The following is a 21,238-nucleotide window of genomic DNA, read 5'->3' on the forward strand; positions in this document are numbered from 1 at the left end:
TAGGAGGATTAGATGAGCAAATTGAATAAACCCAAATACCTTAAACATGGTATAATGGCTAAAATAAACCAATATATAAAACTGGAAACTAAGGATGATTTCAAAGTGCTGTGGACAAAAATAAAATGGGTACTATCTCAATCAAAGCCTGTGATACCCTACTTAATTACCATAACTTTGATTAGCTGTGCACTATCACTTATAGGTGTATATAACGCTATTGTATCTAAATCCTTAATAGATTCAGCAATTGGTAAACAAACTGACAAAGTAATACAATGGTTAATAGTTATGGCCTCCATAATGTTTGGAAGAATGCTTATATCACCCATAACCTCTTTTATGAGTACAAGTGCTTCTACAAAGTTTAATCAAGGTATGCAAAGAAAACTCTATAATCATATTGCCTATAGTGAATGGATTGAAGAATCTAAATTCCACAGTGTAAGTCTACTTACAAGGATAACTGCAGATGTAGGTACCATATCCTCAACTATACTTGGAACAATACCAAGTATGATTACCTTAGTGATAACCTTTATAGCCTCCTTGTCTACACTGATATACTTTGCCCCATCCATAGCCATAGTTGCGGTTCTTATAGGACCTATTCTAGTTATAATAAGTAGACTCTTCGCAAAAAAGCTAAAAATCCTATATAAAGAAGTTCAAGAAGAAGATATCAAGTACAGATCCTTTATTCAAGAATCTCTTCAAAACCTAATGATAATAAAAACCTTTTGTATGGAAAAAATAAATATGATAAAAATGAAAAATATACAAGATAATAAATATAGACTAGCTATAAGAAATACTAAATTAGGAGTTATATCAGGAATGTCCATGGGGTTTTGCTCCTCCTTAGCATACTTTACCATCTTCTGCTGGGGAGCGTTAAATATATCCAAAGGTCTTGGCACCTATGGTACATTTACAGCCATGCTTCAACTCTATAGTAGTGTACAAGGTCCAATCTCAGCATTAGCTGGTACCTTCCCTTCTCTTATTGGATGTATCGCAGCTACTGAAAGACTTATGGAAATTGAAGAAATGACTCTTGAGGATACTACAGCACCTGCTCTTCCTGAATTCTTTAAAAATCCATATGTCAGCTTTAAAAACGTATCCTTTAGATATAAGGAAGGAAACCCCGTAATAAATAATATAAGTTTTAATATAAATTCAGGGGAAATTATAGCTCTAATTGGCCCTTCTGGAGAAGGTAAAACAACATTAATAAGACTTTTACTTTCTCTTATTCATTGTGATGAAGGAGAAATTACTATAGGAAACTCTATCTTGAAAAATTATAATATGAAGAATAAGAATGAAATGGTTTTAAATAGAAATCATAGAGAATTAATCTCCTATGTACCTCAAGGAAATACACTATTCTCTGGAACTATAAAGGATAATCTACTTTATGGAAAGGATGATGCTTCCTCCGAAGATATTCAAGATGCTACAAAGCTAGCCTGTGCATGGAAGTTTATAAATGAACTAGATGATGGACTTGATACTGTAATTGGTGAAAAAGGTAGTGGTGTTTCAGAGGGTCAAGCTCAAAGACTAGCAATTGCAAGAGCTCTATTAAGAAAAAGACCAATACTCATTCTTGATGAAGCTACATCCTCTCTAGATGGTGAAACAGAACTAAATGTTCTTAGTTCTATTAAAGAACTTGAGCATAATCCAACCTGTATAATAATAACTCATAGACCATCAGCACTAGCCATATGTGATAAGGTATTTAAGCTTGAAAAGGGATCTTTGAGAGAAATTGAAAATAATGTGGTGTTAGAAACTGCGGTAAATTAACATATAAAAATGACTTCATCTATATGATGAAGTCATTTTTATATGTCATAATGTTACTTTTATAAACTAAGTCTGTAGCAGCAACATGAAACTTTATGTTTTTCTATCAAACCATGATTTGGGTCTTTACATGAACCGTTGCCATTATTATGTCCACACCCATTGCCATTACTATGAAACTACTATAGCTTCACTAGTGCATATATGACCATTTTTTTTGTAATACTTACACTTAAACATATCTCCTTCATAACTGCCTTCATTGCTTGGATTTCGTATACAATTTAGCCCATTCCCATTATTATTTGTACACTTATTATCTGGTCTAGCTAATGTCTTATCTACAGATAAGCCTTTAATTTCTGGTTTTGAATATTGTTTTTTCATAATTTTCGCCCTCCATTTTTATCAAAAATAATTATTATAAATATTCATAATAGAAAATTATAATTTACATATATATATTCATTTTCTCATATTTTATTAACAAAATAGCAAATTAAAATTTATGATGTTTTGTAGTATATTGTAAAATACTAATATAATTTTCAACTTGAAAATTTAGCTACTACTGCATATCCAGTTCTATTTACCCCTCCTGTAATATAGTATGATCCACACCTTATCCATGCATGGGCTATCATCTCATTTTTTTCATTCTTCATAACTCCTAAGTATAATGTGGTAGATACTCCTCTTTCCTTCATCATCCTTCGAGCAGTAAGAGCTTGTACTAGGCACTTACTCTCCCAAGGAGTATGCCTTGATGCTTGAGTCACAGCCCAGCTTACATTTTTAGCAATTCTGTAGGAAGCTATATCTACCTCTTTCTCTGATTCTTTCTTAAGGTTTCCCATACGGTTTTTAATCTTATTAAAAGGCACAAATAGTATAAAGGCTCTAGCAACTCCAGTATAAATGTAAGCCTGGATAAATCTTAATTTTAATCTACTATTTATACTTGCAAAGGTTCTAACCTTTCTAGCTAGCACTGATAAGCTCTGCATATTTAAGCTTTCCTAAAAATTCTACAACCGTTTCTTCACACTCTTTGCCTTCAACCTCAAATTCCCCAAGTAGCGTATCTATAACTTTACTAACCTTAATTGGCTCTCCAATAATTTCCCAAATTCTACTTCCAACTTGATTCATCATGAAATATTGACCTTTATCAAGATTCATCATAACTACTTCACCATCTAAGTCTGTTGCATCAATTTCAGAATTTCTTGTAATTACAGAATCTAAAGCTACTCCATAATTTTTTTTAATTTTTACTGACTTTACATTAAGTTTTTTGATATTCATGTTCATCATCCTTCCTCATGTTATTAATAAATATTTTGTATTTATATATTCTACTTAAAATAAAACTATGATTTTAAATTCAAATTATTAGTTTAGTCATTTACATTGCTTTATATGGGCTATGATTTTTAAAAACATCCTCAATAATTTCTATTTGAGCATTCACTGTATATTTATCTCTAGGTCTTATAATTTTATAAAACTTAATATTCTTAGCAATCTGAATGCAATTTTTAAAATACTTAGGAGTCATACCTCCCATCATCCCTATATATTCAATTCTATATATGTTTTTAATAATCTTATCAAGCTTTTCACTTCCATATATTTCTTCTATTTGCACCTCTTCAACATCACCTATAGCTATCTCACAAATTGCTGAAAGTACAACCTTCTTTTTAGCAAAACCATCATAATCAGGAACTATATACTTTATTTTTCCATCAGCTTGAAAGAAGATGTAATCCTCTTTAATATAATTCATATTGTCTAAAGCATCTAAACAAAGTTTATGGTAAGGAAATCCTGGTTCTATGGTTAGCTTATTCTCAAAATTTACTGTTGCTATATCATCTGATACAAAGGAATATCCTCTTTGTCCTAGTGCAGTAGTTAATGTTGATTTTCCAGCACCACGCTCACCTGTAAATACAATAGCTTTCCCATCTATAACAACTGTACCTCCATGTATAGCCGTTACTTCCCTTTGAAGAAGAAGAAAACCTAGTACACTTCCTAACACATAAATTTTCATAAGAACTTTATCACAATTCTCACAGGGCTCTATTATTACAGTATTGCCGCCGGTAATCCAATAAGTTGCAACTCCATCTATATAAAACCAAATATTATTTTTAGATACATAATTTCTTCTGCCCAGCTTAAGTTCTTCTTTTATTTCATTCGATGCTTGTCCATACAACATTGTAATTACGTCTTTATCTTCATTACTTTTATTTCTTAGCTGAAACTCTGATACTTCTATATTAGAATCTATATTAAGTCCGTATACCTTATAAAAATATCTCTTCTTAGTATCCATAGTTAACTCCTTATATTCTTATTTTCCTAAGTTAAACCATAAACTTTTTAAAGTATATCTACATACATTCTACCATATTATGTAAAAACAAACACTTTTATTTTTACATTAGAGTTTAATTTACTATGAAAATTTCCTTTTTTATATTAGAATTTTATATTTTATCTCAACTTCTTTAACTAATAGTAGTTTGACTAACTATTACTTCTGAATAGTTTCATTTTTTTCAGTACACAGAGATAAATATTGCCGCATTATTGTATAAATAACTTTTCAATCTCTTTTATTTGCTCATTAACTGTAAATCCAACTTTAGGTCTAGTTATTCTATAAATTGGAATTCTTTTAGCTAACTCTATACATTGTTTAAAATAAGATGAATCTACACCTAAATGTTTTACTCTTCTAAGTAAATATATATTTCTTAATAAAAGTTCAATCTTCGCTTTTCCTAACACAGCTTTTATTTTAACACTTTCAACATCGCCAACAGCTATTTCACATAAAGCATTCATTTCTATTGGATTTTCAATAAAATTTTTTCTTACTGATATCACATATTTATCCTTATTGGCTAAATCTATCCTAGTATACTTGGATTTATCATATCCAAATTTGGTCATTCCATCATCACATAATCTTTGACCTGGGTATCCTGGGTTAATCATAGGCATATTCTCTATTTTAATTGTGGAGATATCATCTGATACAAATCCATGTCCATTTAATCTTAAAGCAGTTATTAATGTAGATTTACCTGAGCCTGATTCTCCTACAACAACAATTCCTTTATTATTTACTTCAACTGTTCCTCCATGTATTGCTACTACATTTCTTTGATATAATAAAAATCCCATACAACTGCCAAGAAGAAATGCTTTAATATGATCTAAACTCGAATTTTCATAAGGTTCAACTATTATTTTATTCCCATTACATATGTGAAAAACTGCTACGTCCTTTATATCAAACCATACATTATCCTTTTGCGTTTTTATATTGCATCTTTCACTAATCAAATCTTTTATATCTCTGCTTATTATTCCATAACATATTTCTGCATCGTATTCTCCTTCTAAAGAATTTACTATTAATTCTGTAAATTCAATTTCTGATTTAATATTTAAACCATATACCTTATATCCACATATCGTATCCATAATAATCCTCACTATCTTGAATTTTATTTTAAATATCCACTTATGTATATATTTATTAAATTTAAAAACTAAAGTCTTAATTAAAATTATAAGAAAACCACAATGATAGTGGCTTTCTTGTAATTAATCTTATTAAGCCGATGGATTAATAATTGGGTCAACTGGAGCAGCACATTTACCATATCTATAGTATTTGCAAGGTCTTAACACGCTTGGGCACTTATCACCACTATAATTTTCTGACTTATCACATTCTGGTGACCATGGCCAATAAAACATTGGTGCAACACCATCGTCGTTCTTTGTTGATTCCACATCTAAATTTGTTAATTGTGGATTAATCCAATTTTTTTTCATTAACATCACTCCTAAAATTTAATTTTGAAAATAATATTTCCTACCAAATTAAAATTCGCGAAATAATTGTAGTAAAAAAATACCATTTAATTAAATGTATTATTGATCAATAAACACATTTCTATTTTACCATATTTTGTATGAATTTTAACTTTTTTGATATGCTTTTTTCGAAGTAAATTACCTGTTCAATCAACATAACTCTACAAATTAATGTTTTTCAACTTCCATATTTAACATTTCAATGTACTTTACAGAATACATAAGCCTACTTGTCATCTTCAATATTATCCATAGCATATTCATATGATTTTTAATATAAGAAACCAGAGTTAATCATTGAAATCTCTTCCATCACTGTAGCTGCTACATCATCCAGTATAGCTTTTAATTTATGCTTCATCTTACTATTCAATATGAAACTAATCATTAAACACGGCTATTATGATGCTCTAATTTCATGATACTTTCCGTTGTTTTCAATATCTTGTATATGATTTTGTAAGTCTTGATAATTTGAAAAATACGTGTTATGAGTTAAACAATGCCAAATTGGTTCAGCACAACCGGCTTTAACAACATTACACATGTCTTCGTTAGTATTTTGAACTCCTAAATTTTTCACCTCAGGATTACTACATTGTTTCTTTATTAATTTCACCTCCTATTACTTTAGTTAAAATCTAATTAATTCTATAGTGTATATCTAAAGCTCCATCCATTCCAATAATTTATTTCTCTTAATAGAAACTGAAGCACCAGTAGTCAAAAACCTAAATTTATCCCCCAAACCATATTCACTTCTAAAAACTCCTACAAATAAATGATGAACCCAAGCTATAGGTAAAAACACCTTTGCCTTCTTTGCATAACTATATCTATCTGATAAATTATCTGCTGATGGAAAAATAAATGCTAAATATCTTTTAACAGCTCCCAATGTAGCATTGCTATCCTTATCCCCAAAATTAAAAGCTACTTGATTTCCAAATCTGCTAGTCATATCGCTCTTCCCATGAACCCCTGATTCAAATATCTCATCAACTAATGATTCTACATGCCTTTTATTTCTTATTGTACTTACATTTAATTCTTTAGGGATATTCATGTTGAATAATTTATTACATATAATAAACATAATTAAGCTAAATTTCTCAAAGCCATACATCCTAGCCTTAATTATAAAGCTATCCCAATTTATTTCTTGCCCCTTATTTTCCACTAACAATACCAAATCGCAAAGCTGCCTTAGTCCAAATCCTGTTGATGCAAGGTGAGCTGCCATATGCATACATAAATGCAACGCCAAGTCCTCATACCCAAGAGATAATACCTGAGACTTACCTATATAAACTTTAACCGCTTCCTTCCATATAAGCCTTTCAAATTTCTCCAGTTCCTTACTAAAACCATCCCTTTTAAATAAATGCCAATGTATTTCTATTACTGGATAACTAGGATGTAAGAATTTTATATGATGTGAGGCTTCATGATCATCAAGTATATATCCTATTCCTACTAACAATTCCTTTGTTCTTTCTAAATCTTCTATATGAATTAAAATATCTGCATCACACATACTTCTTTGCTCTGGCTGTGGATAAAACTCTCTAATCACAAGTCCTTTTAGCACAATTACATTTATATTATTATCATTAAACTTGTTAAAAACATCTAATAAATTATTAATACTTCTAAGTTGTCCTATACCTGTTCTGAAGGTTATCATTTTTAACTCTTTTAATTTTCCTTCTTCAAGCTTATCAGTTAGACCACCTTTACTTAAAGCTGAATATATTATGCCCTCTACTTTATGAGCTTTAGCTAACTCTAATATTTCTTCCCAATTAACATTTTCATAAGTATTGAATACTTTGGCACCTCTAATACCACCAGATAACAAATCTACAAACTGCTTTTGTGTATTGTTCATTCTACTTACCCCTCGCTTACATAACAACTTCTTTACATATTATACCATTTATTTTTGTTAACTACATTTTTTTATTTCACCATGATTCTACTTATTTTTATGTTTGTAACTCTTCTTATATAATTTTAATATTATATAGTAAATACTAAAATAAAGGAGCTGTTACCTGTTGATTTTTATACAAACCTTGATCTCAAATCCCACATCTATACTCCAAAAGTCGTATCTGATTATATACCATTTGGAGCTGATACAAAATCTGCTCTACTCACTGAAACCTCTCCAATCCAAGTAATAGAATTTGAATATAAACTTGTTACACTCCCACTAGATCCTTCTAAGCAAAATCAAGTTCCTTATATATCAACCTATTATATAAAACCTATAGTAGCTCCTAATGAAGAAGTTATAATAGATTTCTATATTACAGATTACTATCATAAGGAATATGTAAATGGAGTTAGCATTGGTGGCGAAAGTAAATACAGCTCCTTTGAAAATATTATTATAAAAGTAGTCCTAATATTAAGATTAGTATTAGCTAATAAAAAATATATTTACAAATATTTCTTTAGATGTATGGAAGGATTTAACTTCCATACATCTAATTACTTATATAAGGATATGCTTTAAACCTCTGTTAATTTCAGTAATAAACGAAAACATATCCGCATGTAAAGATTATAGGAGTTGTGATATGAGAAGATATAAAAGAAAATATAGAAAACCAAGAAAAAAACTTAATCTATTTACCATAGTACTTATTCCATTATTATTCATACTTTTAATTTTATCCATGTATTTTTATAAAACATATAAAACCGCCCTCACAAAAGATAGAAATATTAATCCAAACCATGTGCCTTATATCTCTACTTATTACATAAAACCGATAGTATCCCATAATGAAGATGTGATAATTGACTTTTACGTTACAGATTATAATCATAAAGAATATGTAGTTGAAGATACATCTGAGTCTTTTACTGTTACTGTGAACATTGAAGGTCAGAAGGATATAGTAAAGAAAGATATTAAGGCTGGAGATAACTCAATAACTATTGGCAAATTCAAAGAATTAGGTGAGCAAAAATTTTCTATTGTAGCTACTGATAAATATAATCGTAATTCTCATGAGCTTTTTAACTTCTTTTTAGTTAAAGATGAAGTTGTTATTAAAGAATATATGATGACAACTGAGGATCTAAAAAAATATAATATAAAAAATAATGATAGCTATGAAAATAAGCAAGTGGTTACTCTTAACTTGGAAACTCCTACAAAGGAATCAGTTGCAGCAGAACTTGAAAAAACTGCTAAAAAGATTACCCCATGCTCTAATACCTATACCTGTATAACTGCTGATACTGTTGGCAATGGAGAACCTGGAAACTGGTGGGGAGAAACAATAGTTAAATATGGAAAAGGATATGATAAAGCTGCTGTCCTTGAAGAAGCTAAAAACACTCGAATAGGGTTACAAAGATTATTAGATGATAAAAAAGCTGAAGGCTATAATAAAGTTAAGCTATTAAAAGGTACCTATAGAGTAGATCATGAAGGTACTGTATTTATTCCCACTGAATTCACCTTAGATATGAATGGAGCTACCTTAAAGCTGAACCAATTTACAGGTGATAAAGCTTTAATGATAGACCTTAATAATACCTTTGACTCTCATGTTATTAACGGTATAGTAGAGGGTGATTACTATAGTCATGATTATAAGAATTCACCTAATAATTCAGAATGGGTAATGGGAATTAGTATAAGTGGCGAAAGCAAGTATAGCTCCTTTGAAAATTTAGTTGTAAAAGATATCACTGGTTATGGTGGTGAAAACGGTATTGCTAACTCCCCAGATAAAAGTCTTGGATATACTTACCTACCTCCAAAGCCTATTGGTGATTCCTTTAAATTAGGAGATATAGATAGATCCAATGGATTAGATATAGAAGCTAAAAATAGAACAACTTCTGATTTTATAGATATAAATGGCTATGGTGATATTGGCTATTTGTCCGTTAGTAGATATCTAGGTTATCAAGGAAACCCTTGTGATACTTTGAGCTTAATATGTAGCTTTTATGATGAAACTAAAGGCTTTATAGAGTCAATTGATAGTTATCAATATAGAAGAGTTGGTGTTCCTGTTAATGCTAAGTATATGAGAGTAACTATACAAAATGAAAATTATCCTACTGATTTATCAGTTCAACTTTTTAGAATCCCTACTCACTGTGCTTTTAAAAACGTAAAGTTTGAAAATTGTAGAGCTGTAGGTTTAGCTCAAGCTGCCATGAAGGATATGCTGGTAGAAAACTGTGAATTTGTTAATTGTGGTCAAACCCTAGCCAAATGTGCTTATGATGCAGAGGATGGTTGGGATATGATGCAGGATGTTACCTTTAGAGGCCTTAATTTCCATGACAATCCTAATAATGATTTTCTAACCTGTGCAGGTCATAACTTTGTTATAGAAGATATTATAGATGGTAAAGTATACTTTTGGGAAAGAACAAATTCTTATGTAGTTAGAAACTGTAAAAATCTAAAAGGAGCGATCTTAGGTCACGGTAATAGAACAAGGACTGGATATTCTAGATTTTATAACAACGAGATTAAATCTAGCATGAGTATTAGCTCAGCTGAAGAAAATGATACTTGGCCTCTTGTAGTTAAGGATTGCAAAATTAATGGTAGAGCTGAAAACAAACTGGACACTGGTTTATATTTAAGATGTGATATAGGCGCATCATCAACAGCGGATAACACTTATGTAACAGCATTAGGAATGGGTAATTTTAAGGATAGCTTCATTCACGATAAAAAAGGAGAAAATCATGGTGGTGTTTATAATAATTGTACAATAGAAAACATTAGTGGCAATATGCATGATACCTTTGATATATCTAATAGTGAAATTTCTAATTGGAATTGTTTTGCTGGCGCTTACGAACCAACCTACACCTTTAAGGATTCCAATTTAAACAACTTTCAAATTGAATTTGGGTATTGGCATCAAGGTGCTACTATACTATTTGATAATTGTAATATAAATAGTGAATACTTTTTGCTAAAGCTACCTCATTATGCTATGAAGAAGTCTATAACCTTAATAAATAATAGATTTAACTCTAATAGTTCAGAAGGTATGATTGTATTCTATGATGATAGAACTGGTGGGTCTGCTGGTAAATTGGTTCGTCAGGATACAATTAAATTACAAGGTAACACTATAAATTTACCTAATTCACCATATGTAATTACAGGTCTTACTAAGAGTACTATAAATAATATAAACATTAAATCTAAAGATAATAATTATACTTCAACTGATTTACTATTATGTAGCCCTGAAGCAAATCAAAGTAGCAATATAAATATAGATGAAAAAAATTGTGGAAAATAAGTTTATATATAACAAGGGTTAGTAAAATAAATTACTAACCCTTGTTGTATAAACCACATATAGAAAACACTGTATATATATATTACTGTTTTTTATTTAATCTTTATAAATGTTCTAAATATGTTATTTAGATATTTAAAATATTTATTTTTATAGAAAATAGTTAAAAATATTACATTAGGTACTAAAATACATATTCCACAATTAATAAAAAATCTCAAAAACAATGATTCTACTATTATTGTTTTTGTAACTAAAAAAGTAATATTCCCAGTAGCTACTATAATAAAAACTTTTTTAATATATTCAATAAAATAACTCATAATTCTTTTTTTGAAAACATACTTATGAATAACATAAGGATCAAACCAAAAATAAACTAATACTCTACTTATTATAGTACCTAATAATATTCCTGATATTTTAAGTTTAGGAGCTAATATAATAGATACTATTATATTAATTATTGCTGCTATTATTGGTCGATATTTTCCTACACTAAACAATCCTGTTGTATCTCTATATGTAGTAGATACATTCTGCATACCTTCAGTATAAAAATTAACAATTATTATCAAAACTGTAAATGTATCTAATACATACTTCTCTCCTATCCAGATGGTAATAAAATCATTTAACAAAATAAATAAACAAATAGATAAAAAACCATATATCCAAAAACTCAGAAAAAATATTTCATAGTATATAAATTCTTTCTTTTCATTGTCTTTAGACACCATTAAATTTCCAACACTAGCTTTCAATGAGGAAAATATATAACTTAACAATGTCCGTAAAGTAGAGATAATTAATAAATAGTTTGAATAGATGCCTACATAGAATATTCCAACAAAATATGATATTATTATATTATCTGTACTGTTTATTACAGTTCCACTTATTTTATATAAAAGCATAGAATAAACATTTTTATATAAGCTCCTTTTCTTTTCTTTGGATAATTTCCCCTCTATTTTCTTGTCTTTTAAAAAAGGAAATTCCTTATCTGCACATTTAGATATATATATATTTTCCAAAACCCTACATATTAATTGTATTCCAAGCATCAATAAATAATTTTTAGATATCAACAATACTACAATTTGCAACACATTTGAAAGTAGCATAAAAAGTGTATGTACCTTGGAAATTATATAATTTTGTTGATTAGCAATTAATATAGATTGCTTATATATATAGAAATATGATATAGATGAATTTAATAAAAACATTATATATATTACTGTAAGATTTTCTTTAATGTTTAATTCTCCGCTAATAATGTATGGTAGAAATGGAATTAATAATATTCCTATAAAAAAAACAAAAGTGCCAACGAATTTATATACAACTGAATAAATCCCTATATAGCCTTTAATTTCTACATTATTTTTATCACTTAGTGGTTTATACAAACTAAATATAATAGCCGAGTCAAATCCTAAGTTAGCTAAAGAAAGTAATGATAAAACATTTGTAAATAATCCGTCTATACCTAGATACTCTGCGCCTAGCACATAAATAAAGACTGTTCTTGTAATAAATGCAAGTATAGTACTTGCTAATTGACCTCCTAAGCCAAATATTATATTCTTAATAGAATTTTGGATTCTCATACTTGTCCTCTTTTTTGTGCCATTTGTAATTTAATCATTTTAAATATATTGGAAATTTTTCTTTTTAAAATAGGAAAAAAATAGAACACTCTATACTTTAATAAAGCCTTTCTTTTTTCTTTCTTTAAATCATAGTTCAATAACCACTCAACTAACTCTATTTCTATAATATTATCTAGATTAGTAGCCATCCTATTTTTTATATTATTCCATCCTAATATTTTAGTTGGTGGAAAAAATTTAATATCTTTCTTTAAATACTCCTTGAATTTTGATAATAAATCTCCCTCTATATTAAATTCAAATTTAGAAATATCTGCACCCTCTGCTATCAGACCCAAAATCGTTCTAAAACATTTTTCACACTTACAACAATTTTTATCATTAAATGAACAGACCCTCAATGGATAATCGCTATTAATTTTTTTTTGTTTATCAACTACTAATCTAATTTTGTCCTGTCTAGTTAATTCAAAACCATCATGCACAACCCCTCCAGATGCATACTTAATTTCAATATCTACTGAAGGATCTGATGAACATATATGCCTTTCACCTAAAGTAAATGAGCTAGCAATATACAAGTTTTCAACACCATATTTATATGATAATGGAATTGCCAAACCAATAAAAGCCATACCATGTTGTAATCCATGCCACCAAGAATCTTTAAGCTTTTTGCCATATGTTCTATCTACTGCTCTTGATATGATAAAACGTGCAAAATTAGATTTCACAAATTTACTCTCAAATTCATTTCTTAGTGCAAACTCTGAAATATTTTTTTTATCTGAGTCAAATACTTTATTAGGCTCTATATCTTTAGAGTACCAACCATATATATTGATTAATAATGGTTTTTTATCACTTATTCTTATACAAGTTGCCATAGCATCTAAACCACCACTAAATAATTGTGCTGCTTCCCTTTGTATTATATATTTATTATTTATTGTTTTAGCCGTAACAACAGTTCCTTTCAATTTATATTTTGAATACATTTCTTGATAAGCATATTTAATTTTTGGTATTGAATCATAATATGATCTGTCTATTTCCTCAAGCCATAAAACACTATCTGTAATCCACATTAAAGGCATAATATTAGCTACAAATGGAATGGCTAATATACTTATAGGTACATTTGAAATATCAGTATCATATTCAACAAACATATGCCACTCTTTATCAAAAAATTTTCTTAATCCCTTAGATGGTGTAAAAAAATAATCAACCCGATTATTTTTAAGCTCTATTCTATCTAATTTTATGCTCTCCAACTTTAAGACCTCCATTTTATTTAAACTGATTTTTCCAAGTCTCTATATTTTCAAAAGGCATTTTAATTTTTGTTTCAAATTCACTATCTATTAACTGTCCTAATTTATTTATTTCATCTTTATCAATGCAATTTAAATTATTACTTTTATTTATTTCTCTTGCTCTTTCATCAATTAAAATAATTATTGATCTTTTTTTATGTCCCATGGCATATATTCCTGCATGTAATCGTGTCCCAACATAATCCAAATCATCCATACAAAGAATATCTTTATAATTTGATAAAGTGGGATTAATTATAGTTATATCACTTAAATTATCAAATTTATTAATGTATTCAAAATCGTTAACTCCTTGAACCCAAAAATAAACTTTATTATACTTTTCTTTTAAAATATTTATTAGAATTTGATCATTATTATCCTTTTCATTACGAGCAGTTAATGTGAAAATAGCATTATTAGCTTTTTTTGTAGGGATTGTTTTACAAAATTCTGGTGTAAACATCCACATAGTAGCACAACCCGTGTTAATTACTTTCACACCTAATTTTTCAAGAAATTTTTTGCTTCTTTCATCTCTAACACTATGATATAAATTTTTGTTTAATAATCTCTTATATAACATTGTAGTATAAAAATTAGTTTTTTCACCAGCTCCTACTCCTACTCCTACTAATACACAATTTTCAATAGCCTTATAGTTAAAAATATTTAAATTCCACTGTGGGAAATGTGTCAGCATGTCAGGAACTAATAAATTACTACCACATACAAATTTTGCACAACAATTTTTATAAATTTGCACCCGATTTGAATTTCTCCAAATTTGATAAGAATGAAAAGGTGAAACATGAGTTGGTAGTGTTAATATAAATTTATCTTTTGTGAAGTATTTTAACTCCTTCTGTACGCATTCCATTATAATATCGTCGCCTTTGTTTAATGAAGCTACTGATATATCCATTAATAATACATTTTTCATAAAATCTCCTCTTTAATATACCAATTTATTTTTACACATTATCTATAAATATTTTTTATACAATTAATTCTGATGAGAAATTATTTTTCATATTAATTATTTAGCATATGAATTTTGTATTTTATATTTATAATCATCTTAACTTTTTTCAATTTTTCAGAATAATTTATGTAATATTATAAGCTCTTCTAAATTACTATAATTACTATTTATGCACTCTTTTTCAACTTCATTCTTTAATTGTATATTTCCGTATATTCGTTCTATTATATCTGCAATTCCTTCTACAGAATTGTCGCATATATACCCATCAATACCATTTCTTAATTGACTTCTCGCTGTTGCATAATTGGTTATTACTACAGCCTTTTCTAATATCTGAGCTTCTGTAACAGTTACTGCTCTTCCTTCATATCTGGAAGGTTGTACATATACATCACATGCTTTCATATATGGATATGGATTAATCTTCTTTCCAAGTAATATAAAACTATCTTCAAGATGATTTTTTTTAATAAGCTCCCTAATCATCTCCTCATCTCCACCATAACCCACAACATACCATTTAATCTCTGTAAGTCCTTTATCATGAAGTAGCTTTAATGCTCTTACTCCATTATCTATTCCCTTTGCATGAGAGAGTCTAGCTACTGATAGTAACTTAAATCCATTGTCCTTACTTATATCATCCTCAACCTGCTCCTTAGCCATATTTCTTATAAAATCAGGTGATGTTATATTCTCCATAACTTTAACCTTTTTATGTAGTTGTGGGTATTTTTTTAGAAAGGAATTTTTGCATTCTTCTGAAACAGCCATAATATGATGAAACTTGTTCCACATTTTTAAATCCTCTTTTACATCAGTTTCAATAGTGGAGTAATCAGTATGAATCCAAGCTATCTTTTTCTTTGCTTTTACCTTCTCTGCTACAAAATAATGAGGCCATAAATAACTTATAGCTACATCATATTCTTTATCTATTAATGGCAAATGTTTCAAAGAATATTGCCACATTCTCTGCATTTGAACACATCCCCCCTCACTAAATATGTTCTTTTTAGCAAACCTATTAGCACTTATCTTTGCCTTTATTCTTGTTAAGCCTATTTTATACTGTCTTTCCTTAAATAGTTGAACTATGGATTTTCTAAACGAAGTATACGCCTCTATCTCTTTTAGCAATTTGAATTCACCTTTTAATAGCTTCATGAAATCTCCACTATGTTTATACAACATTAAATCCACATTATAGTTGTTATAATCAAAATTTTCCAACATATTTATAAGACTTCTTTCTACTCCACCTACCTCCATATCAAAGGATGCTATCAATATATTCTTCATCTAATTCACCACCAAATCTTTCTACTATTCCATATACTGAGTATAATTTACTAGTAATATCTTCTATTCTATATCCTTTGTTTTCAAAAGCGCTCCTTATAAGTGTTTTATCTGGCTTTAATTCATTTACCATTTTCAAAACACTCTTGCTCCAAACATCAATATCCGCTTGAAGATTTAATTTTTTAAGTAACCCTATCCTTAGATCTGCTTCTGGCTGAATTGCCTGAGATGTTACACATGGTACTCCCGAAGCTTGTGCTTCTAAAAGCACTAACCCTAGTCCTTCATAGGTAGATGGAAGAATAAATACATCCATAGCCTTGAAAATCCTATCTACATCATCTCTTACACCTAGTAAGTATATATTTTCTTCTATACCTAGCATTTTAATTTGACTCTCTATGCTTTGTCTTAAATCACCATCTCCAACTAAAATACATTTAACTTTAGGATTAGTTTGCACTAAATCTTCTACTATTTTCAATAAGAAATCATGATTTTTAGCTGATATAAATCTACCAATCTGCCCGATTACAATATCATCTTTAGCTATGCCAAGTTCACTTCTTATTGATTTACCTTTATCCACATAATTAATAAATTTCTCATAATTTATATAGTTAGGTATCCTCATATACCTCTCATCATTTAATATTTTAGTTCCAAATAAATACTCTCCTGCTACGCCACTACAGGATAGAAAACTAGTAGAAAATCCCCTTATTAAAACTCTCATTAACTTAATATACATTCTTCTAATCCATGTATTACTACTATCAGATGTGGTATGAGCATGAGATACTCTAGTTTGTATTCCACTTAACTTTGCAGCTAATACTCCAATTCCGCAATTAAATAGAGTGTGACAATGAACTGCGATATATTCATCTTCACTTTTAATTACTCTCATTAAATCTCTAATTGCTCTTATTATTCCAACCTTGTTAGGTGGCTCTAAGTTTATTACCTTTCCTCCTAATTTCTTTATCTCTTTATCATAGTATCCATCCTTTTCATAATAGGAAACAAAGTCAAACTGGATATCCTTATAAATTCTTCTATATAAATTCATCAGCATAGTCTCAGTTCCACCTATGTTCATTCCACCAACTACCTGTAATACTTTTTTTCTATTCATCTTCATCCTCCTATCAATAAAAATCAAATCTATATTAAAACAATTTTAAATTATATCTATAAGGATATATATTAGATTCTCCGCTTATTAGTAATAATGAGGAATATGTTAGGTATCCAATCATTATTATTATGGTCATAAATTTATTTGTTTTATTATCAAACATACTACTGAGTTTAGGCAGAAGTATAAGATAATATGCATCGAAATACATGCAAATTCTTGCGAAAAATACATGCTTCGAAGCTAAAAGCATAAATATAGCCCCTATATAGCATAGATTAATTACTATATCTATTTTGTCTCCAAAAACTTTTCTAGCCCTGTCTTTATATAAAAATATAAGAATAACTGGTAGCATCCATACAATTATTCTTAAAATATTAGCTCCATTAGAATCTCCTATTAAATAGTCTTTATAATATCCAAATCGTGTATCATTTAATATTGTAAATAATATTTCTAGAAACGTATCATAGAATAGCATCGCCATTAAAGTTGTTAGAAATATAACTATATTCCATATGGAATCAGATTTTTGTCTTACTATAAAATATATTGGTATCATAATTAGTGCTGAACTATGAAATAAAAATGCTCCTATTATGTACAAAAGATACTTTTTAAAATTTCCATTTATTAAATTCTTATATCCTAGCAAAAGTATTGAACAAGCAATGTATTGTCTTATTCCATTCATAGTTCCATAATACATATAGGTTGTTATATAGAAATATAATGATAGGAATATATTATCGGTATTTCTTACAAGGAAAATAACTACAGCAGTATTTATAAATATTGAAGTTATCATAAAAAATAATTGTGGATTATCTGTAATATCTCTTAATAAATTGGTTAATAGTGTAAATCCTCCTTGGTCAAATATATCTATCGAAGTATTCTTAAAATAAATTAGAGTTTCCGTATATGTCATGAAATCTGTCCCTACTTTATATCTAAATCCAGATACCAAAGTTAGTGAAATTAAAGATATCAATATAAGAAAGAGGTTATACTTAGTTTTATTACTCTCAATACCCTTCTTTTTATATTTTTCTGCTAAATATCCAAAAACGCAAACTATAACTAAATTTAATATATATATTGACATGCTTTATTCCCACCACCTTCATTAGTTCTTTCTAAACCTCTACACTCCCACCATTGTTAATATCTATATTTCTTTTAAGCTTGTTCTTATGATAACTCATGAGAATTCTCCCTGGTACTATGGTTGCTATCATTGGTTTTAATAAATACTTATTCTGGTTTAAATCTAATTCTAATAACTTTCTTCCTTTATACATGGTTTTTATTTCATTTATTCTTCTTTTATAATTCTTTCTTTTATAACATTCCCTATCTTCTCTTACATTGTATAGAGGGTTTTCTAGATTATATCCCTTGTAGCCTTTTTCGAAGAATCTAAACCAAAGCTCATAATCTTCTACCCCTTTAGCATTATTCTCTTCTGAATATCCTCCTAAACCCATCATTACTTCTGCCTTAATCATTATGGTTGCATGGGCAAATGTTGTCCCCTTCATTAAATCTCTACCTTCCGGTTGGTGTTTCAGTTTTCTTACACCATAATGTCCATTCTCATCAAAGCAACTCATAGCTGTCCCAACTAAGTCTATATTAAGATTATTCTTTAAAAATTCTACCTGGATTTCAAGTTTCTTTCTTTCACAGGTGTCATCTCCATCATGCCTTGCTATGTATTTTCCCGTTGCAGATCTTAGACACTTATTTAGCGTTGGTCCTAATGTAAGGTTTTTTTCATTCCTTAACACCCTTATTTTCTCTGGATATCTATTAGAATAGTTCTTTGCTATATTAAAGCTACTATCTTTGGAAGCATCATCACAAATGATTAACTCCCAATTTTCATAATCTTGGTTAACGATTGATTCAATACTTTCTACTAATGTATTTTCACAATTATATATTCCCATTAATATTGAAACTTTAGGACAATATTTTTCCATACTTCTATCCCTCTACTTAATAAAAATTACTGATCTCATTTAATACATTTTTTATATAATATCTAGAAACCTTGTCCTTAGATATTTTAATAAATTTTTCTCTCATAACTCCATTTAAATATATTTCTTCAATAATTCTAGCTGTATCTTTATAGTCCCCAACTTCTACTAGAAACCCATTTTTACCACTTTCAATTAACTCTCTAGGCCCCCTTGTATTAGTTACTATAATAGGTTTTTCTGTAATCATGCCTTCTAGTAAACATTTTGGTAGACCTTCTCTTTTTGAAAATAGCCCTACACAATCACTGCAATACAACAGCTGATTTATATCCTTTCTAAAGCCAATGAATTTAATGTTTTTTTCTAGCTTCATATCCTTAACTTTATCTTTAAGTTCCTTTTCCATGGATCCACTACCTGCACATATAACCTTTATCTTTGGAAATTCTTCTCTTAGTTCATCCATAGCTTTAATAATCTGGATATGATTTTTGTTTTTATTTAGCTCTGCAAGAACTAGGATGGCAAAATCATCCTTTCTAAGTCCAAGACCTCTTCTATATTTATCTCTATTGAAATTAATCATTTCATAATTTTCTTCTTTAATTCCTATCCCTGACATCTTATATACTTGTCCATTTTTTCTTAGTTTAAACTTCTTTGCGCCTTCTAAATCCTCTTCATTTATAGTTACTAATGTGTCTGTCAATCTAGCTGCAACCTTCTCTAGGGGATAATATATCAACCAATTTATTAATGAAGCGCCTTTATAAAAATGAAAACCATGAGCAGTATAAATCATCTTTATCCTCTCATTTTTCAAAGCTATCCGAGTTATGAATGCTGCCACTGGAGTGTGGACATGAACTATATCAAAATTCTTTTCCTCTTGAAGTTTCTGAATTTCTTTATAGGCTTTAATATTTTTAGGACTAAGAGGATTTCTTGAAAAACTGATTTTTGTGTGTACTACTCCTAATTCCTGAAATTCCTTAGATAGTGGAACATCAATATTACATGCAATTTCCACCCGGAATCCATGGTTTATTAAATGTTTAATATGAGGTATTAGAAAGGTGTTCAGTGTTAAACTAACTGTAGTTACATATAATATCTTCTTCATCACTATCCTCTTTTCTTATTATTTTTGCTGGAACTCCTACTGCTGTGGCATAGGACGGTATATCTTTTACTACCACAGAGCCGGCTCCTATTACTGTTCCTTTTCCCACTGTTAAATTTTGAATTACTGTGGCTCCAGATCCTATTAATACACCTTCTTCAATAACATCTTCTCCAGAAATATTTACATTCCATAGAAGTGAAACATAATCTTTAACAATAGAGTCATGTCCAATTCCACACTTTGGGCTTATTATTACATGTTCACCTATCTTGATATCCGTAGTTAAGATTACCCCCTCATAAATTATTGTGCCATTACCAACTGTCATGAAGTCATGTACTAATACTCTCGGATGAATCAATGTCGCAAATTGGAATTTATTTTCTAAATTTGAAACTATAGTTTTTTTAATCTTATAGTTTGCAATAGCTACCACCACATAGGTTTTACTACTCATGGATTTTATTGAATCAACATTGCCTATAATGGTATGTCCATTTAGAACCTTTCCTAAATTGTTAGGATTATCATCTAGGAACCCAATTATATTCCAAGTCGGTCTGAAATTATTTATTTGGTCAATTATTAGTGAAACTTCTCTTCCAACTCCTCCGGCTCCTATAATGACTATATCCTTCACTAATTACACCTCTACTATCTCCGTTATTTCCTCTATTTTTATTTTCTACTTAACTTATTTTTCTACTTAGTTATTA

The 21,238-nt window shown here is 29.0% G+C and carries 19 protein-coding genes; 2 read left to right on the forward strand and 17 right to left on the reverse strand.

The window, feature by feature from the left end; genetic code table 11:
* Positions 1-12 precede the first annotated feature (12 nt).
* Positions 13-1,818 carry an ABC transporter ATP-binding protein gene (locus RSD37_RS01665; RefSeq protein WP_346944958.1) on the forward strand — a complete coding sequence of 602 codons (1,806 nt, stop codon included), beginning with the start codon at positions 13-15 and terminating at the stop codon, positions 1,816-1,818.
* A gap of 171 nt (positions 1,819-1,989) precedes the next feature.
* Here RSD37_RS01665 and RSD37_RS01670 read toward each other — a convergent pair whose 3' ends face one another.
* The 8 genes from RSD37_RS01670 to RSD37_RS01705 all read right to left on the reverse strand — a co-directional run bounded on the left by RSD37_RS01670 (position 1,990) and on the right by RSD37_RS01705 (position 7,618).
* Positions 1,990-2,205, reverse strand: coding sequence for a hypothetical protein (locus RSD37_RS01670; RefSeq protein WP_346944959.1), 216 nt, complete (start codon positions 2,203-2,205; stop codon positions 1,990-1,992).
* Between the two features lie 161 nt (positions 2,206-2,366).
* On the reverse strand, positions 2,367-2,825 hold the full coding sequence (locus tag RSD37_RS01675; RefSeq protein WP_346944960.1) for a lasso peptide biosynthesis B2 protein: 459 nt from the start codon (positions 2,823-2,825) through the stop codon (positions 2,367-2,369).
* The gene (locus tag RSD37_RS01680; protein ID WP_346944961.1) at positions 2,800-3,126 is read right to left on the reverse strand and encodes a lasso peptide biosynthesis PqqD family chaperone; all 327 of its coding nucleotides are present in this window, start codon (positions 3,124-3,126) and stop codon (positions 2,800-2,802) included. Before RSD37_RS01680 ends, RSD37_RS01675 begins: the two co-directional genes overlap by 26 nt.
* A gap of 100 nt (positions 3,127-3,226) precedes the next feature.
* Positions 3,227-4,168, reverse strand: coding sequence for a hypothetical protein (locus tag RSD37_RS01685; RefSeq protein ID WP_346944962.1), 942 nt, complete (start codon positions 4,166-4,168; stop codon positions 3,227-3,229).
* A 254-nt stretch (positions 4,169-4,422) separates the two neighbouring features.
* The gene (locus tag RSD37_RS01690; protein WP_346944963.1) at positions 4,423-5,328 is read right to left on the reverse strand and encodes a hypothetical protein; all 906 of its coding nucleotides are present in this window, start codon (positions 5,326-5,328) and stop codon (positions 4,423-4,425) included.
* 132 nt (positions 5,329-5,460) lie between these two features.
* On the reverse strand, positions 5,461-5,685 hold the full coding sequence (locus RSD37_RS01695; RefSeq protein ID WP_346944964.1) for a hypothetical protein: 225 nt from the start codon (positions 5,683-5,685) through the stop codon (positions 5,461-5,463).
* Between the two features lie 442 nt (positions 5,686-6,127).
* The gene (locus RSD37_RS01700; RefSeq protein WP_346944965.1) at positions 6,128-6,346 is read right to left on the reverse strand and encodes a hypothetical protein; all 219 of its coding nucleotides are present in this window, start codon (positions 6,344-6,346) and stop codon (positions 6,128-6,130) included.
* A gap of 45 nt (positions 6,347-6,391) precedes the next feature.
* Positions 6,392-7,618: a nucleotidyltransferase family protein gene (locus RSD37_RS01705; protein ID WP_346944966.1), complete on the reverse strand. Its 1,227-nt coding sequence runs from the start codon at positions 7,616-7,618 to the stop codon at positions 6,392-6,394.
* Positions 7,619-8,315: 697 nt separating this feature from the next.
* On the opposite strand from RSD37_RS01705, the gene RSD37_RS01710 reads away from it, so the two are divergent.
* Positions 8,316-11,030, forward strand: a complete 2,715-nt coding sequence (locus RSD37_RS01710; RefSeq protein WP_346944967.1) for a hypothetical protein — start codon at positions 8,316-8,318, stop codon at positions 11,028-11,030.
* Positions 11,031-11,122: 92 nt separating this feature from the next.
* On the opposite strand, the gene RSD37_RS01715 is transcribed toward RSD37_RS01710, so the two are convergent.
* The 9 genes from RSD37_RS01715 to RSD37_RS01755 form a co-directional block, all read right to left on the reverse strand.
* Positions 11,123-12,646 (reverse strand): sugar translocase, encoded by a 1,524-nt coding sequence (locus tag RSD37_RS01715; RefSeq protein ID WP_346944968.1) that lies wholly within the window; start codon positions 12,644-12,646, stop codon positions 11,123-11,125.
* Entirely contained in the window at positions 12,643-13,926 is a 1,284-nt protein-coding gene (locus RSD37_RS01720; protein WP_346944969.1) for a hypothetical protein, read from the reverse strand. The genes RSD37_RS01715 and RSD37_RS01720 overlap by 4 nt, the downstream gene beginning before the upstream one ends.
* Positions 13,927-13,942: 16 nt before the next feature.
* Entirely contained in the window at positions 13,943-14,911 is a 969-nt protein-coding gene (locus RSD37_RS01725) for a polysaccharide pyruvyl transferase family protein (protein ID WP_346944970.1), read from the reverse strand.
* A gap of 156 nt (positions 14,912-15,067) precedes the next feature.
* A complete protein-coding gene (locus RSD37_RS01730; RefSeq protein WP_346944971.1) occupies positions 15,068-16,258 on the reverse strand; it encodes a glycosyltransferase in 1,191 nt (396 codons plus the stop codon).
* Positions 16,230-17,399 carry a glycosyltransferase family 1 protein gene (locus RSD37_RS01735; RefSeq protein ID WP_346944972.1) on the reverse strand — a complete coding sequence of 390 codons (1,170 nt, stop codon included), beginning with the start codon at positions 17,397-17,399 and terminating at the stop codon, positions 16,230-16,232. Before RSD37_RS01735 ends, RSD37_RS01730 begins: the two co-directional genes overlap by 29 nt.
* A 34-nt stretch (positions 17,400-17,433) precedes the next feature.
* The gene (locus tag RSD37_RS01740) at positions 17,434-18,513 is read right to left on the reverse strand and encodes an EpsG family protein (RefSeq protein ID WP_346944973.1); all 1,080 of its coding nucleotides are present in this window, start codon (positions 18,511-18,513) and stop codon (positions 17,434-17,436) included.
* 31 nt (positions 18,514-18,544) lie between these two features.
* Positions 18,545-19,393 (reverse strand): glycosyltransferase family 2 protein, encoded by an 849-nt coding sequence (locus tag RSD37_RS01745; protein ID WP_346944974.1) that lies wholly within the window; start codon positions 19,391-19,393, stop codon positions 18,545-18,547.
* A 16-nt stretch (positions 19,394-19,409) separates the two neighbouring features.
* Entirely contained in the window at positions 19,410-20,519 is a 1,110-nt protein-coding gene (locus RSD37_RS01750; protein WP_346944975.1) for a glycosyltransferase family 4 protein, read from the reverse strand.
* Positions 20,488-21,162, reverse strand: a complete 675-nt coding sequence (locus tag RSD37_RS01755) for an acetyltransferase (protein WP_346944976.1) — start codon at positions 21,160-21,162, stop codon at positions 20,488-20,490. Before RSD37_RS01755 ends, RSD37_RS01750 begins: the two co-directional genes overlap by 32 nt.
* Between the last annotated feature and the right edge of the window lie 76 nt (positions 21,163-21,238).

Source organism: Clostridium sp., assembly GCF_036646415.1.
Lineage (GTDB): Bacteria > Bacillota > Clostridia > Clostridiales > Clostridiaceae > Clostridium_J.

Bases quoted from the DNA above. Each gene is read 5' to 3' on its own strand.
- RSD37_RS01665 (WP_346944958.1), top strand. From the start codon at position 13: ATGAGCAAATTGAATAAACCCAAATACCTTAAACATGGTATAATGGCT.
- RSD37_RS01670 (WP_346944959.1), bottom strand. From the start codon at position 2,205: ATGAAAAAACAATATTCAAAACCAGAAATTAAAGGCTTATCTGTAGAT.
- RSD37_RS01675 (WP_346944960.1), bottom strand. From the start codon at position 2,825: ATGCAGAGCTTATCAGTGCTAGCTAGAAAGGTTAGAACCTTTGCAAGT.
- RSD37_RS01680 (WP_346944961.1), bottom strand. From the start codon at position 3,126: ATGAATATCAAAAAACTTAATGTAAAGTCAGTAAAAATTAAAAAAAAT.
- RSD37_RS01685 (WP_346944962.1), bottom strand. From the start codon at position 4,168: ATGGATACTAAGAAGAGATATTTTTATAAGGTATACGGACTTAATATA.
- RSD37_RS01690 (WP_346944963.1), bottom strand. From the start codon at position 5,328: ATGGATACGATATGTGGATATAAGGTATATGGTTTAAATATTAAATCA.
- RSD37_RS01695 (WP_346944964.1), bottom strand. From the start codon at position 5,685: ATGAAAAAAAATTGGATTAATCCACAATTAACAAATTTAGATGTGGAA.
- RSD37_RS01705 (WP_346944966.1), bottom strand. From the start codon at position 7,618: ATGAACAATACACAAAAGCAGTTTGTAGATTTGTTATCTGGTGGTATT.
- RSD37_RS01710 (WP_346944967.1), top strand. From the start codon at position 8,316: ATGAGAAGATATAAAAGAAAATATAGAAAACCAAGAAAAAAACTTAAT.
- RSD37_RS01715 (WP_346944968.1), bottom strand. From the start codon at position 12,646: ATGAGAATCCAAAATTCTATTAAGAATATAATATTTGGCTTAGGAGGT.
- RSD37_RS01725 (WP_346944970.1), bottom strand. From the start codon at position 14,911: ATGAAAAATGTATTATTAATGGATATATCAGTAGCTTCATTAAACAAA.
- RSD37_RS01730 (WP_346944971.1), bottom strand. From the start codon at position 16,258: ATGAAGAATATATTGATAGCATCCTTTGATATGGAGGTAGGTGGAGTA.
- RSD37_RS01735 (WP_346944972.1), bottom strand. From the start codon at position 17,399: ATGAATAGAAAAAAAGTATTACAGGTAGTTGGTGGAATGAACATAGGT.
- RSD37_RS01740 (WP_346944973.1), bottom strand. From the start codon at position 18,513: ATGTCAATATATATATTAAATTTAGTTATAGTTTGCGTTTTTGGATAT.
- RSD37_RS01745 (WP_346944974.1), bottom strand. From the start codon at position 19,393: ATGGAAAAATATTGTCCTAAAGTTTCAATATTAATGGGAATATATAAT.
- RSD37_RS01750 (WP_346944975.1), bottom strand. From the start codon at position 20,519: ATGAAGAAGATATTATATGTAACTACAGTTAGTTTAACACTGAACACC.